Source organism: Paraflavitalea soli, from assembly GCF_003555545.1.
GTDB lineage: Bacteria > Bacteroidota > Bacteroidia > Chitinophagales > Chitinophagaceae > Paraflavitalea > Paraflavitalea soli.
This window is the reverse complement of record NZ_CP032157.1, coordinates 6,400,622-6,414,805: the sequence shown is the minus strand read 5'-3', so window position 1 is coordinate 6,414,805 and position 14,184 is coordinate 6,400,622. Positions and strand designations below refer to the sequence as shown.

The following is a 14,184-nucleotide window of genomic DNA, read 5'->3' as shown; positions in this document are numbered from 1 at the left end:
GCAATATAATCACTGTTTTTTAATGCATTAACTTACTCAATATCTTCGATCTCATTGAGGGAGGACATATTTTGCATGCCTTTCATGGCTTCTTCGTGGAGGTAGTCTTTGCGTTTGAGCTCGAAGTTGCGGCCCAGGTATAAGCGACGTACCTGTTCATTTTCGGCCAATTCTTCGGCTGTGCCGTGCTTGAATATTTTACCGTCGATGAGGAGGTAAGCGCGGTCGCAAATGGAGAGGGTTTCATTTACGTTGTGATCGGTGATGAGGATACCGATATTCCTGTATTTTAACCTGGCTACCACGGTTTGGATGTCTTCTACGGCAATGGGGTCAACGCCTGCAAAAGGTTCATCGAGGAGGATGAATTTGGGATCTACGGCCAAAGCGCGGGCAATTTCTGTACGGCGGCGTTCGCCACCGCTCAAGCTATCGCCATTATTTTTGCGGACGTGGTGGAGGCGGAATTCATCGAGGAGGGCTTCGAGCTTTTCCCTTTGCTGTGCCTTTTTGAGTTTGGTCATTTCCAGTACGGCCATGATGTTCTCTTCCACGGTGAGCTTGCGGAATACGGAAGCTTCCTGCGGGAGGTAACCGATGCCCAGCTGGGCCCTTTTATACATGGGGAGGCGGGTAATTTCCTGTGTATCGAGGAATACCTGGCCTTCATCGGGCTTGATGAGGCCCACTACCATGTAAAAAGTAGTGGTCTTTCCGGCCCCATTGGGTCCGAGCAGCCCCACGATCTCGCCCTGTTTTACGCTCACAGATACATGATTTACAACGGTACGGTTGCGATATATCTTTACCAGGTCGTGGGTATGAATTTCACTGATCACGTGTTATTACGTTTAGGGACAAAAATACCGGAACTAATCCATTTCAATTGACGGGGAGGCCGGATTAGTTGCAAAATAATGTTAAACAGGCCCGGGTAACAAGTATTTGCCATCCGGGATTCGTTGTTTATGTTTGCACGCTGATTTGGAGTCGGCAGTTGGCAGTCGGCAGTCGGCAATGAGGCGTGAGGCAGCAGAAAGAAGCAATTGAGCAATATATCCAGTTATAACAGTTAATTAATGAAAGTAATTGACCATATCAGGCAGGCCAACAAGCCGCTGATCTCGTTTGAAATATTACCTCCCTTGAAGGGGAAGACGATCAATTCGATCTTTGATCACCTGGACCCGCTGATGGAGTTTAAGCCTTCGTTTATTAATGTTACGTATCACCGTAGTGAGCATGTCTTTAAAAAGAAGGCGGACGGAACGTTTGACAAGGTAGAGGTACGCAAAAGGCCGGGAACGGTAGGTATTTGTGCGGCTATTATGAACCATTATAAGGTAGATGCAGTACCGCACCTGATCTGCGGGGGCTTTAACAAGCGGGAAACGGAAGATGCACTGATCGACCTGAACTTCATTGGGGTAGACAATGTGCTGGTATTGCGCGGGGATGCGGCCAAAAATGAAACGGTATTTGAACCAGAACCGGGGGGCAACCGCTATGCGCTGGACCTGATGAAACAGGTGGTAAACCTGAATAATGGCATTTACCTGGAAGAAGATATCCGCGATGGTTTCCGTACGAAGTTCTGTATCGGGGTGGCGGGTTATCCGGAGAAGCATTTTGAAGCACCCAACCTGCAGAGTGACCTGGATTGGCTGAAAGCCAAGGTAGAGGCCGGGGCTGAATATGTAGTAACGCAGATGTTCTTCGATAACCAGAAGTATTTTGATTTTGTAAAGCGTTGCCGGGAAGCAGGTATTGAAATTCCTATTATTCCGGGATTGAAGCCGATCACGAATAAGAAACAACTGAGTGTAATACCCAGGACCTTCCATGTAGATATTCCTACAGAGCTGAGTAATGAGATACTGAAGGCCAAAACGGATGGGGATGTAGAGCAAGTAGGTTCGGAATGGTTACTACAGCAGTCGAAAGAACTGAAAGCAGCCAATGTACCTGTATTGCACTATTATACACTGGGCAAGCCAAAGGTGATCTATAATGCGGTGAAGGAGCTGGTGTAGGAAGGCTGCGAGCCTTGAGCTGCGAGCTACGAGCCGTTTGCTTAGAGTTGTAAATGCGTTACGCGGAGGTATTGTAGAAAACTTAAGAAGCTATTGTATAAAAGAAAATGGTGAGCCGCCTTTGGAAGGCGACCCACCATTTTCTTTTTGGAGTATTTTATTAGTGCGGCAAGGTCTTTACCACAGCATCGTTGATCTTTAAGGGATATTTTTTCTTCAGTTCTGCGATCCATTTGTCTTCGAGGGCAGCCTGGTAATCGTTGATCACAAAACCGCGGGCATCTGCAAAGTCGCGCGGCTCACGGTCAGGACGCAGTTTTATGATATAGGCAAACGTGAGGCTGTGATCGGTCTCATTTTTTACAGGGGCTGTAATAAGGCCTGGCTGAAAATTGGTACGTTCAACAACGGGAATCTGGCCCAGCTCAAAACGACCTGAATCGGCCTGGATGGTCCCGTCGCTGGATTCCAGTATCTTTTTCCAACTGTGGTAATCAGCCTCCAGTTTTTTCCTGGTCTCTTCAGCAGTGGCATCTCCGGCAGCAGTAAATATTATAGCGTCTGCACTCGCTTCCCACCAATAGTTATTCTTGTGTGCGTCGTAATATTTCTTCAACCCAACGCTGTCAACAGCGGCTTTGTCCCATATGTTGCGCTGCATGATCTCGAAGAGCAGGTTTCCTTCCTTGAATTCATTGAGCTGGTAAGCGAAGTCTTTGTTGTAGGATTCCAGGTGCCCGCGGTAATAGTCGAGGGCTGATATTTCGATGAACTGATCCAGGAGCTGGGCGTTGGTCTTTCCTGCGCGCAAGTCTTCCACGCCGCGGATGGACTGCAGGTAAGCCTGCCAGTCTTTCACACGGAAGGTTTGCTTACCCACAGTGAATAATGGGGTAGCGGCGGTGAGACCTACCGGCAGCGAGGCCTGCTTATTCTGGAGGATGTTGCCGGTAAGGAGGGACAGGCTTTTTTCGTTGACGGGTAATTTTTTAACGCCTGTCAATTGAATGATCTTTTTGTAGAGTACTTTTTTCGACACTTCCATACGATCGCTCTGGAGTATCTGCTGTTTTATCTCGTCCTGCCATTGTTTGTTGGTCTTATCGGTCTGAATGGGCAGGTGCTGGAGACGTTTTATGATGTGGTAGCCAAATTCGGTCAACACGGGACGGGATATATCGCCGTCTTTTTCGAGTGCCATGGCGGCCTTTTCGAAAGCAGGGGTATACCGGCCCACACCGAAGGCCATCATTTCACCACCAGTCTGGAAGGTGAGGTTATCGTTGCTGAATGCAGCGGCGAGCTGCTTAAAGTCGCTCCCCTGCTGCAACGCCTGGTAGAGGGAATCGGCCTTCTTTGCGGTGGCCTGTTGCTGGGCATCGGTAGCATCGGGGGTAAAGGCAAGCAGTATTTGTGCAGCCCTCATTTTGCCAAAGGCTTTGCGTTCTTCCAATACTTTAAAAATGTGAAAGCCATTTTTGCTACGGGAAGGCTCTGTAAACTTTCCCGCGGGGGTATTGTACACCAGGGTTTCCATGGCATAAGGAAGTACAAAAACGGTTATGAAGCCAAGGTCACCCTTATTGCTTTGTACGGATGGATCCTCTGAGTAAGTAAGGGCGGTTTTGGTAAAATCGTCGCCTGCCTGTAAACGGGCGAAAGCGGCTTTTATCTTTTGCTGGGCCTGTTGTATCTGTTCGGCTGTGGCTGTAGGGCCTGCGGCCACGAAAATATGTGCGATGTGCAGGTCTTTCTGGCTGCGCTCCATGGCCTCGTCCATCAGTACATTGACACTGGCATCGTCATTCATATAGCTTTCCACGACCTGACTGCGGAAAGCAGCCAGCTCTTGTTGCTGATTGGGCAGGGTGTCCAATTTTGCATCCAATGCGGCCTGTACTTTGATCTTGAACCGGGTGTAGAGGTCCAGGTAATCGCGATAAGCCTGCCCGGAAGGGGCGGTTTCGGTATTGTTCTTATTGTAGGCTTTCAGGAATTCATCCTTAGATACTGATTTGGCGCCATAGGTGAACAGGGTTTGCGCATGAGCAGTAGTGAGACCGGTTATGCATACTGATGCGGTCAACATTTTTCGCAGGAAAGACATAAGCTGATCAGTTGGATTTAGTGTTTTTTAGTTTAAGGTTTATGACTTCATCCAGTTGCTGGTAATTGAGCTTTTTGGCTACGATGCGTTTGTCTTTATCCAGCAAATAGAGAATAGGTGTTTGGTAAACATCATATAGCTGCCTGTAACCTGCTTTACCGGCAGTGGATTCGGCCATCTGCTGGGAAGGCAACTGGTACACGTGCAACCAGTTCTTGAGTCCTTTGTCGTGAATGAACTGTTTCCAGAGCTCCATACCTCCATCCACCATTACACCATATACGGTAACGCCCAGTTTTTTCCATTTGGCATTGTAGATGGAGTCGACCTTGGGAACTACTTCTTTGCAATGGCTGCAGGTGGGGTCCCAAAAGCAAACGACGATCATTTCACTTTTCACATTATAGAGGGGAAGGGGCTTATTGAGGGTGTCGACCATTTCCATGTTGGCGGCGGGCTGACCGATCTGGTTGGCCATTAGGCTGTAGGCCCGTTTGGTCATGTGCTCTTTGTATTGATCGGTAAAGAAGTCGGCTTCGCCGGTATTGATGTACTTTTCAAAGAGGTGCACAAATACAGCATCCTGGCCCATGTATTCGGGATTGATGTATTTCTGTACAAAGTGCACGAGGAGAAATTTAAACATCTCCTTATTGGTCCTGGAGTAGAGCAACATCTGGTCTACTTCGTGGTTGATGGAATCAGGATTGGGGGATACGAGGTCTTTATAGTATTTGTCGATCTTGGGTTCGAAGAAGGGGGTCCTGATGAGTCTTTCATCGGTGAGGGACACGCCATCCCAGAAATGGGATTTATAGTAATAGAAAGCGTAGGCGGAGTCGTATTTGCCTTTGGGGTGTTTGGCGGCTGGGGGCACGACGGGCTCTTTCATCGCCAATAAGAGGGCGGATAGAATGGACTCAGGCTGTTTTTTGGTGATGCTGTCGCGGTGTTGCTGCATTTTATCGCTGAGGATCTTTATCCTGGCGGTAATGGCAGCAGAATCTTTTTTATTGGGGGCGGCAGCATATTCGGTGTTGAGCTTTCCGATGGCCATACCGGTGGTATTGGCAAATTTTGTATAATCCTGGAAGGAGGTATTGTCGGCGGAACCGGTAAAGGTGACGCTGTTGGGCAATCCTACGCTATCGGCCTTGATGGAAAAGTTCTGTTGTTTATCGAGGAGCAATTCGAACAGGATCTCTTTACGGGGGGAGACGACAAAGTAGATGCCTCCGGCCAGTAATTGCTTTCCTTTGAAGACGCCGTGGCTATTCTCATCGAGTAAAGCGGAATCGGCCAGGGCTTTCATTTTGCCGTAATGGTAGCCGAGGTAGATATAAGTGTTCTTATAGGGCTTGAGGGTAATATCGATATTATAGCCTGTCTGAGCCTGGGCCAGGGTGACGAGGATGGATAAACATGCCAGGGATACAATTTTCTTCATGGTCTGAGGCGCTAAATTTATTCAAAATAAAAGCAAAACTTGTTAACTCGTGGTTATAGGGCTGTAAGATACTAAAACGGGTTTTGGGGAAGGATATTTCATCGGGGAGGCCGGGGAATTGGGCAATAAAAAAGGGTGAGCCGCCCTTTGAAGGCGACCCACCCTTAAGATTATCTTTTATTTTACTTCGTTGAGTTCTGTGTTGATGGTCACTTCTACGTCTTTTCCTACTACGAGGCCGCCAGCTTCTGTGGCGCGGTCCCATTTGAGGTTGTAATCAAAGCGGTTGATGGTGGTTTTGGCTTTAAAACCTGCTTTGGCACCACGCTGGGTGTTTATGGTTCCGCCAAAAGTAACATCAAAGCTCACGGCTTTGGTGATGTCTTTTACGGTCATGTTTCCTTCAAGTTTGTATTTATTACCACCCAGGGGCTTGAAAGCGGTGCTTTCGAACTTTATCTGGGGGAATTTTTCAGCATCGAAGAAATCGGCGCTTTTCAGGTGTTTATCCCTGTTCTCATTGTAGGTGCTGATGGAGGCAACTTCTATAGTAAAGGTGATCTTAGCGTCGGAATAATCGGCTTTGGTGCTTTCGAGGGAGCCATCGAAGGTGGTAAAAGCGCCATCCAGTTCGGATACGACATTGTGGGTAATGGTGAACCTCACATTGGAGTGTGATTTGTCGAGGGTCCATTTACCGGCCCTGGGGGCTGGTGCGGGGGCGGTTATTTTACCTGGCGTGGATGGAGCGGAGCGAAAAGCTACGAGGGCGGCACCCGCAGCTATAAATACGGTGGCAGCAAGGAGTAATTTCTTCATAATGCAGATTGTTTTAATGTTTAAACGTCAATAAAGATAGTTATAATAGTATTTTGTATGGGATACGGGGAAAAATAATCCTGGGTTTAGTTTGGGGAGGGTTATTTTACCCAAAAGCATTGAAATAGGGGTCATATAGGGAATATTTAAAATCAAAGGCTTGCATAAAAGCGGTGTTATTATTAGTTTGCGGCCTAATTCAAAAGCTACGAGCATTGAGCAGCGAGCTGCGAGCCTGGAAATAGCCCCTTTTTGATCTTCCCAATACCCTTGAAACTCCTGTTGGCCGAGTGGCACTTATTCTTGATTGACCATTGACGATTAACCTGGCTTTATCTGCATAACCATAAAAAAATGAACGTTTCAACCAACATGCATCCATTTAACAAGCTCTCCATTGTAATCCCGGCTTATAATGAAGGCCCCACTATTCACCTGATCCTGGACCGGATAGCGGAAGTGAAATTGCTGAACGATATTCAGAAGGAAATTATCATCGTGAATGACTGTTCGAAGGACAATACGGAGGAAGCCATTCTTAAATACAAGGCTGACAATCCGGGGCTGAATATTCAATACTACAAACACGAGGTGAACCAGGGAAAGGGCGCCGCGCTGCATACAGGTATTAAAAAGGCTACGGGAGATTATACGGTGATCCAGGATGCGGATCTGGAATATGATCCGGAGGAGTTTAATGACCTGATCAAGCCGATCCTGAAAGGGCATGCTGATGTGGTATTCGGATCGCGCTTTTTGGGGGGTAATGCGCACCGTATCTTATTCTTCTGGCACTCGCTGGGTAATAAGATGCTGACGATGGCCTCTAATATGTTCACGAACCTGAACCTGACGGATATGGAGACTTGTTATAAGTTGTTCCGTACCCCGGTTATTCAAAACATAGAGCTGAAGGAAAAACGCTTTGGATTTGAGCCTGAGGTGACGGCCAAGATAGCACGTGTAAAGGATGTCCGGATCTATGAGGTGGGTATCTCCTATTATGGCCGTACTTATGCGGAAGGTAAAAAGATCAACTGGAAAGATGGTTTCAGGGCCATTTATTGTATTATAAAGTACAATATCTTCAGTCGATGACGGAGCCAGGTCATTTGCATGAAACTGACCCCACGGGGCTACAAACATTAGAGCGATTTGCGGCGGCTACGCGTTTTAACCGCTGGTTATTTGATACGATCAGTCCTTATTGTAAGGGGCATGTGCTGGAAGTGGGCAGTGGCATTGGTAATATATCTAGGTTATTCCTGGAAAATAATATCCGGCTTACCACGAGTGACCTGCGTGAGGAATATTGCAATTATTTGCTGCAGCAATTTGGCAGCAATCGCAATTTGGCGGGGGTGACGTCGATCGACCTGGCAACACCCGATTTCACACAACGATACAGCCATTTATTGCAACAGTTTGACACGGTTGTAGCGCTGAATGTGATAGAGCATATTGAGGATGATAAAAAAGCTGTATCGAATTGTATGCAGCTGCTGAAGGCGGGCGGGCATTTAATTGTATTGGTACCTGCGTTTCAGTTCCTGTATAATTCGTTTGACAAGGAGCTGGGACATTTCAAAAGGTATACGGGGCGCTCGCTTCGCGCATTGGAAAAGGGAGCAGGATTGGAAGTGATCCATCAGCAATACTTTAATGTTGCAGGCATGCCTGGCTGGTTTATTAATGGCAGCCTGTTGAGACGGCGCCTTATTCCGAGGAAGCAATTACTGTTTTTTGACAAACTGATACCGATCCTACAGGTGATTGACAGGATTAGTTTTCATTCGTTCGGTCTATCGACGATCGCTGTTGGCCGCAAACCCCACTAAACGTGTGTTCACTATGGTGCAACCTACATACTATCCGGTAAATACTACTTTGACGAATTTGTTTAAGCTGGCGATGTTTGGCATGGCGCTGGTATACCTGGCGGGCTGTTTTACACCGCTGCATATTCACTTTGATTCTATCCGTTACTACAATATCAAGGATTGTATTGAATATGGGTGTGCACCGGGTTCTTTTGCTGCCACTGACTATCTTCCTTATGGATATACGGGGTTGCTGATCGGGCTTTCGAAGCTGGGAGTGTTGAATTCTTTTTCTATCGTATTTGTGAACTGTGCGTTTGTTTTTGCGGGGCTGTATTTCGTATATAAGATCTTTGCGGGGCAGGTGCATCCGTTTCTTTTTGGGGTGCTGGCCTTGTTCAACTGGACGGTCATCAAGTTTGTGACGCATCCGCTTTCTGAGATGCAATACATTTTCTTTTCCTGTGCCAGCCTGTATTGTTTCCATCTCTACACGAAGAATAAAAGCTATTTACAGCTAGGACTTGCCTTCCTGTTCTGTATCCTGACGGTACTGACACGTACGGTGGGCATCTCGTTGCTGCCTGCGCTGGTGCTGGGGGTGGCGTGGCAATATAAAAATGAACTGAAGCGTATAGTGCAAAAGAATAAGGTATTGTTGCTGGCGATTGTGGCGATTGGCATTGCCGGGATCATTTTTTCGGCGAGCAAGCTGAAGATCACGGATTATACGAACCTGTTGAAAGGGCCGCTGGAGAAGGGAGTGGGTAATTTTATCGGTGAGAATCTCAAGAATCACTTCACGGAACTGACGGAAGTGTTTTTTAATATGCCTTCGAGCAAACTGATGGGTTATTTGCCGGGATCAATGGGTAAAGGATTGTTTGTGGCACTGGGTGTTATCATTTTTGGGTGGCTGATGTATAATACTTTCTCGAAGAGAAGCCGCATTCCGTTTTATATCCGGATGTACCTGTTGTTTTATTCGGTGATCATTATGAACTGGCCTTATTATGACCCCCGGTTTTGGGTGCCGGTGCTTCCTTTGCTGGTGGTGGTGATCTTACAAACGCCTTTTAACAGCAAGGGCTGGCTGAAGGGGCTTAGCCGGGTATACCTGGCGGGTTACCTGGCGCTGGGATTGTTTGCGGCGGCGTATTCTTTGTATGTAGGGTTGGACAAAGAACGATTTGCGCAAAAGCAGGCGAATGGGGTATACCGGAATGAATATGAGACGAAGTATTTTGGCAAGCCGCTGAGTGATACGGCCACGAAGGTGGATGGGGAGGTGTTGAATATATTGAGGAAGTACGATTAGGAAAGAATACAGCATTTAGAATACAGGATACAGAAGGGAAGGCAGAGAGACTGATGCGTCTGCTTCGTGTTCAGCTGCTTTGGACTAATGTCCCGTTACTTCGGATGGTTTCTGTATTTTTGGGGCTATGAAACTTAGCCATTTGTCCGAAACGCTTATCGGTTCGGAGATCGTGAAATTAGGCGGGGAGATCCGCGAAAAAATCAGCCAGGGAGAAAAGATCTACAACTTTACGGTGGGGGACTTCGACCCTTCTATCTTTCCCATACCGCAGGCGCTGGAAGATGAAATCGTTACTGCTTACCGCAAACATTTTACGAATTACCCACTGGGAGAAGGCAATACGGACCTGCGGGAAGCGATCGCCGCCTTCCTGAAGCAGCGTGAGGGGCTGGAATACGGGCTACCGGAGATCCTGGTAGCTTCAGGTGGCCGTCCATTGATCTATTCGCTGTTCAGGGCGGTGTGCGATGCCGGAGATAAGGTAATCTATGCGGTACCTTCCTGGAATAATAATCACTATACTCATTTTGTAGGCGCGGAACACGTGGTGGTAGAAGCTACTGCGGAGAATAATTTCATGCCTACGGTAGAATATATCCGCCCTCATCTGAAAGGGGCCACTTTGCTGGCTTTGTGTTCTCCTCAAAACCCCACGGGTACTACTTTTACCAAGGCGGACCTGGAAGCGATCTGTGATATGGTGCTGGCGGAAAATGCCACCAGGGGTGAGGGAGAGAAGAAATTATATGTGATGTATGACCAGATGTACTGGCAACTGACCTTTGGAGATATCCGGCATTATGATCCGGTAAACCTGCGGCCGGGCATGCGTGCCTACACGGTGTATATTGATGCGATCAGCAAAGTGTTTGCGGCTACGGGTGTGCGGGTAGGCTGGGCTTTTGGACCGCGGATCATTATGGATAAAATGAAAGCGATCCTTAGTCATGTGGGGGCCTGGGCGCCGATGGCGGAGCAAAAAGCGGTGGCGAAGTACCTGTACATGCACGATGATATCGATGCTTACCTGCAACAGTTCAGGGCGGCGGTGGAAGCGCGCCTGCGTGGTATTTATGATGGTTTACAACAACTGAAAGGGGAAGGCTTTTCTGTGGATGCGATCACGCCGCAGGCAGCGATCTACCTGACGATCAAGATAGACCTGGCGGGCAAGAAAATGGCTGATGGGGTGGTACTGAAAGACCAGGGTGATGTAACGGCTTATTTGCTGAACGAAGCCAAACTGGCGATCGTTCCATTTTATGCTTTTGGTGCAGACCGCAGTTCTCCCTGGTACCGCCTGAGTGTGGGTACCTGTAAGGTTGAAGAGATACCGGCTATGATCGGGCAGTTGCGGGCGGCTTTGAAGAAGCTCGTCTGACCGGAGATATAAGTATTTGATGTGTGTTTGACTGATGTAGGTGTTTAATAAATGTGACGCTGTTTGCAGGACAGATGGGTTGGGTTATTTTAGATACCTAATTATCATCTCTTACTTACAGGTTATGGGGAAAGTTATTTTAGACATTACGATGTCGTTGGATGGGTTTGTGGCAGGCCCGAATATTACTGAGGCTAATCCCATGGGTGATGGCGGACAGCGGCTGCATGAGTGGTTGTTTGGGGCTAAAACGGAAGAAGCTGCTACTTTACTTGACGATTTTGTAAAAGGGTCGGGTGCGGTTATTGTTGGCGGCACCACTTATCATACTGCGATCGATGGGGTTTGGGAAAGTGTTAGTCCTTTTGTCGTTCCTGCCTTTGTTCTTACTACTCATATTCCTACCACAGCAAGAGAAGGATTTACGTTTGTACCTGATGGCATTGAAGCTGCGCTTGCGCAAGCCAGGGCAGTTGCGGGAGATAAATATATTTGGGTAATGGGCGGAGCGCATGTGATACAGCAATATCTTAATGCGGGGCTTTTTGATGAACTGCGTGTGCATATAGCCCCTATCCTACTGGGCGCCGGGAGGAGATTGTTTGAGGGGGTTAATGCGGCATGCATCCAGCTTGACAACAAGGGTGTGGTTGAGACGCCACGGGCTGTTCATATGGTGTTTGTTCCTGTACGATAATGGCTGTCCTTTCCCTTGTATAAAATGGTATCTCGCCGCACACCACCAACGCTACATACGCAAGGGTGCGGGAACAATCTGCCATCAATACACTATTGCTTCGAAGCGCCCGGCATCAAGGGGCAAGTTCTGCTTCAAAGGGCTTTGAAAAGGAACCAGCATCGATGGGGCTCCTTGTATTTTTTAAATGGGTTCTCTGGTCAGGCAGTCTTTCTGCTGCTGTGATCCCGACCTCGCTACCGCTCTGTCGGGACAAGGCTGCGGAGCAAACCTCGCATTACAAGCGCCTTCGATAACCCTTCGCCAAGCTCAGGGTGACATTGCTCAGATGACAACGAAGACAGCTTTTCCAAAGAACTTTGTGAAGCGGTTGCCCGCGGTGCAACGTATCTACATCCACTGTTGCTTTGGGTGGGAGGCGCCAGCTTCCCTCTCAGTCTCTGCTAAAAGTGGCTGTTTTGGCGTTTGATGCTATTAGCATACTCTATCCATACTGAAGGTATGCTGAAGCTATGGAGAAGCCATGCTGAAGGGATGCGGATTTAGGATGTGTCTTGTACTGAAAAAACCTTACAGTTGGGCAGGTCAATACGGTTTTTACTTTACATGCTTAGGCAATAATACGGATATCGCTTTACAGGTTAGGAACTTTGTTGGTCACCCGGATTGTTTTTACGTTTCCTGGGCTTCCATCTTTTTTTCAATTTTCCCTCTCTAAGGTGAGCCTGATCAGGTGTAAGGTTATCACAGCTCATGTGTTGGCGCAGCCGGTTATACAGGTCAATGGCGTTATGGGTAACGCTTGTTGCCTGGCTATAGCCTTCAAAAACCCTATCCAAATCCAGTTCTGTTTTAAGGATGCCGTTTACCCTTTCTGCAACCGGATTTTCATACGGACTCCCTGTCTGGGTCATACTGATGCGGATCTGATTTGTTTGTAATACACTTACATACTGGTCACAGCAGTATTGTATCCCTCTATCTGAGTGGTGGATAAGACTTTGGGGTACATAGTCTTTTAAGGACCTGATAGCTTTGTTCAGGGCTATCAGACATCCCTGGACCCGCAGGTTCTGGCTTACATGATAACCGACTATTTTTCTGGAATAGGCATCCGTTATCAACGACAGGTACATAAATCCCTTTTCTGTCCGCAGATAGGTAATGTCGCTCACCCAATGTTGCTGAGGCTTTAGTGCTTCCAGCCCTTTGATCAGGTTGGGCCATTTTCGATAAGGGTGGTCCGACCAGGTGGTACGGGCATGGTTCTTTTTACGCTTTTGCAGCATGTTATGCTTTCTGAGTAGTTTAAAGAACCGGTCCCTGCCCATTGTGATGTTATGGGACTGCAGGGCTGGTCGCAGAGAGCCCAGTAATTTTACAGCGCCTTCTTTCTTTAAGACTTTGCGTGCTTGTGTTGCCAGGTCCAATACAAGTTCTTCCCGCAACTGCCCGTTGGCCGCCTGCCATCCATGTTCATAATAAGCCTGCCTTGTTTTACCAAACAATGCGCAAAGTGTGCCTATCGCTGCCTGAGGATAGTGCTGTTTCACTTGCCGGACTGTTTGGTACCAAACTTTTTTACAATGTCCACTCCCAGCTCCTTACCGGCATTTTCAAGTAACATTTCCCAGGCTGCTACTTTGAGATTGGCCTGTTGTAATTGCTTTCTGAGTTCTTCTACTTCACTGGTTGTGGCAGGCTGCTGCGATTGTTGTGTCGGCTGGACAGGTGGTATTTCTCCCGTGGGATAGTTTGCCTTATACCATTTTACAAAATGCCGGACTGTACTTGGACCAGGAAGACCATACTTGATAGCCAATTTCATATAGCCCAGATCACTACTTAGATACTCACGGGCTACTGCGATCTTGAGGATGTTGTCATGGACAGGATCCCGACCGCCCTTGTTGTTTGAACTCATAATGGGTAAATTTAGGTTTCTGTATACTTACTACCCATTTATGTAAGGAGATTTCAGGAACGAGACATGTAGAATGTAGAATTACTCCGTGCTTTGATTTTTCCTTTCTGTTGTTTTCTTTGGTTCTCTTTATCCCGTTCTACCTTTTTCTGATTCCTCTTTCGGTATCAACACTTCACAAACTTACTATAACGGCCAGGCTATTTCCAAATGTGTTGTTGTATAAATCGTCATTTTTGTAAAAAATCGACGTAATGTGCGTCGATTTTTTACAAAAATTACAAAATATACAATGGGGTATTGGAAAGGGGTATCTGGGTGTTGTATGTTTGTGTTGAACAGTTACCAAAGCAATTGACCATGTGGACGAGGCCTCTAAGCATGGTTGATGGAACTAAGTGTTGTGCAACACTGAAAGCAAGCTTGGAGCCACGAGCTTAGAGCTGCGAGCGCCCGCTCCCGCTGTGGCGGGACAAGTTGTGGCGGGACTAGTTTTTTAGCTGTTAGCTACAAGCGGTTGGGTTTTAACAGTAGCTTTTACCATCTTAGCTTTTTGCTATTCACATTTTGTGTATAGCTACCGGCTGAGGGCTATTGCCACTGGTTTTCGTTTTTACGGCTGTGATCTATGAAAG

General features: G+C 47.4%; 12 protein-coding genes. 6 read left to right on the top strand and 6 right to left on the bottom strand.

From position 1 onward, the window contains the following. Positions 1–32: 32 nt before the first annotated feature. The gene (gene lptB, locus D3H65_RS24515) at positions 33–839 is read right to left on the bottom strand and encodes an LPS export ABC transporter ATP-binding protein (RefSeq protein ID WP_211345547.1); all 807 of its coding nucleotides are present in this window, start codon (positions 837–839) and stop codon (positions 33–35) included. 240 nt (positions 840–1,079) lie between these two features. Here lptB and metF point away from each other — a divergent pair, with 240 nt between their 5' ends. Next, a complete protein-coding gene (gene metF / locus D3H65_RS24510) occupies positions 1,080–2,033 on the top strand; it encodes a methylenetetrahydrofolate reductase [NAD(P)H] (RefSeq protein WP_119052832.1) in 954 nt (317 codons plus the stop codon). Positions 2,034–2,193: 160 nt separating this feature from the next. Here the strand turns inward: metF and D3H65_RS33495 are convergent, their stop codons facing one another. From D3H65_RS33495 to D3H65_RS24495, 3 genes are all read right to left on the bottom strand, one after another. Beyond that, positions 2,194–4,140, bottom strand: a complete 1,947-nt coding sequence (locus tag D3H65_RS33495) for a peptidylprolyl isomerase (protein WP_119052831.1) — start codon at positions 4,138–4,140, stop codon at positions 2,194–2,196. A gap of 7 nt (positions 4,141–4,147) precedes the next feature. After that, a complete protein-coding gene (locus D3H65_RS24500) occupies positions 4,148–5,587 on the bottom strand; it encodes a redoxin domain-containing protein (RefSeq protein WP_119052830.1) in 1,440 nt (479 codons plus the stop codon). A gap of 177 nt (positions 5,588–5,764) precedes the next feature. Then, the gene (locus tag D3H65_RS24495; RefSeq protein WP_119052829.1) at positions 5,765–6,406 is read right to left on the bottom strand and encodes a YceI family protein; all 642 of its coding nucleotides are present in this window, start codon (positions 6,404–6,406) and stop codon (positions 5,765–5,767) included. A gap of 354 nt (positions 6,407–6,760) precedes the next feature. Here D3H65_RS24495 and D3H65_RS24490 point away from each other — a divergent pair, with 354 nt between their 5' ends. The 5 genes from D3H65_RS24490 (at position 6,761) to D3H65_RS24470 (ending at position 11,625) form a co-directional block, all read left to right on the top strand. Continuing rightward, positions 6,761–7,504: a glycosyltransferase family 2 protein gene (locus D3H65_RS24490; protein ID WP_245999583.1), complete on the top strand. Its 744-nt coding sequence runs from the start codon at positions 6,761–6,763 to the stop codon at positions 7,502–7,504. Next, positions 7,501–8,244 carry a class I SAM-dependent methyltransferase gene (locus tag D3H65_RS24485; protein WP_119052828.1) on the top strand — a complete coding sequence of 248 codons (744 nt, stop codon included), beginning with the start codon at positions 7,501–7,503 and terminating at the stop codon, positions 8,242–8,244. The genes D3H65_RS24490 and D3H65_RS24485 overlap by 4 nt, the downstream gene beginning before the upstream one ends. Before the next feature lie 13 nt (positions 8,245–8,257). After that, positions 8,258–9,544: a hypothetical protein gene (locus D3H65_RS24480; protein ID WP_119052827.1), complete on the top strand. Its 1,287-nt coding sequence runs from the start codon at positions 8,258–8,260 to the stop codon at positions 9,542–9,544. Positions 9,545–9,671: 127 nt separating this feature from the next. After that, a complete protein-coding gene (locus tag D3H65_RS24475; RefSeq protein ID WP_119052826.1) occupies positions 9,672–10,928 on the top strand; it encodes a pyridoxal phosphate-dependent aminotransferase in 1,257 nt (418 codons plus the stop codon). Between the two features lie 124 nt (positions 10,929–11,052). Continuing rightward, the gene (locus D3H65_RS24470; protein ID WP_119052825.1) at positions 11,053–11,625 is read left to right on the top strand and encodes a dihydrofolate reductase family protein; all 573 of its coding nucleotides are present in this window, start codon (positions 11,053–11,055) and stop codon (positions 11,623–11,625) included. Positions 11,626–12,266: 641 nt separating this feature from the next. On the opposite strand, the gene D3H65_RS24465 is transcribed toward D3H65_RS24470, so the two are convergent. After that, positions 12,267–13,178: an IS3 family transposase gene (locus D3H65_RS24465; protein ID WP_119052824.1), complete on the bottom strand. Its 912-nt coding sequence runs from the start codon at positions 13,176–13,178 to the stop codon at positions 12,267–12,269. Further along, positions 13,175–13,549: a hypothetical protein gene (locus tag D3H65_RS24460; protein WP_119049026.1), complete on the bottom strand. Its 375-nt coding sequence runs from the start codon at positions 13,547–13,549 to the stop codon at positions 13,175–13,177. The genes D3H65_RS24465 and D3H65_RS24460 overlap by 4 nt, the downstream gene beginning before the upstream one ends. Positions 13,550–14,184 lie beyond the last annotated feature (635 nt).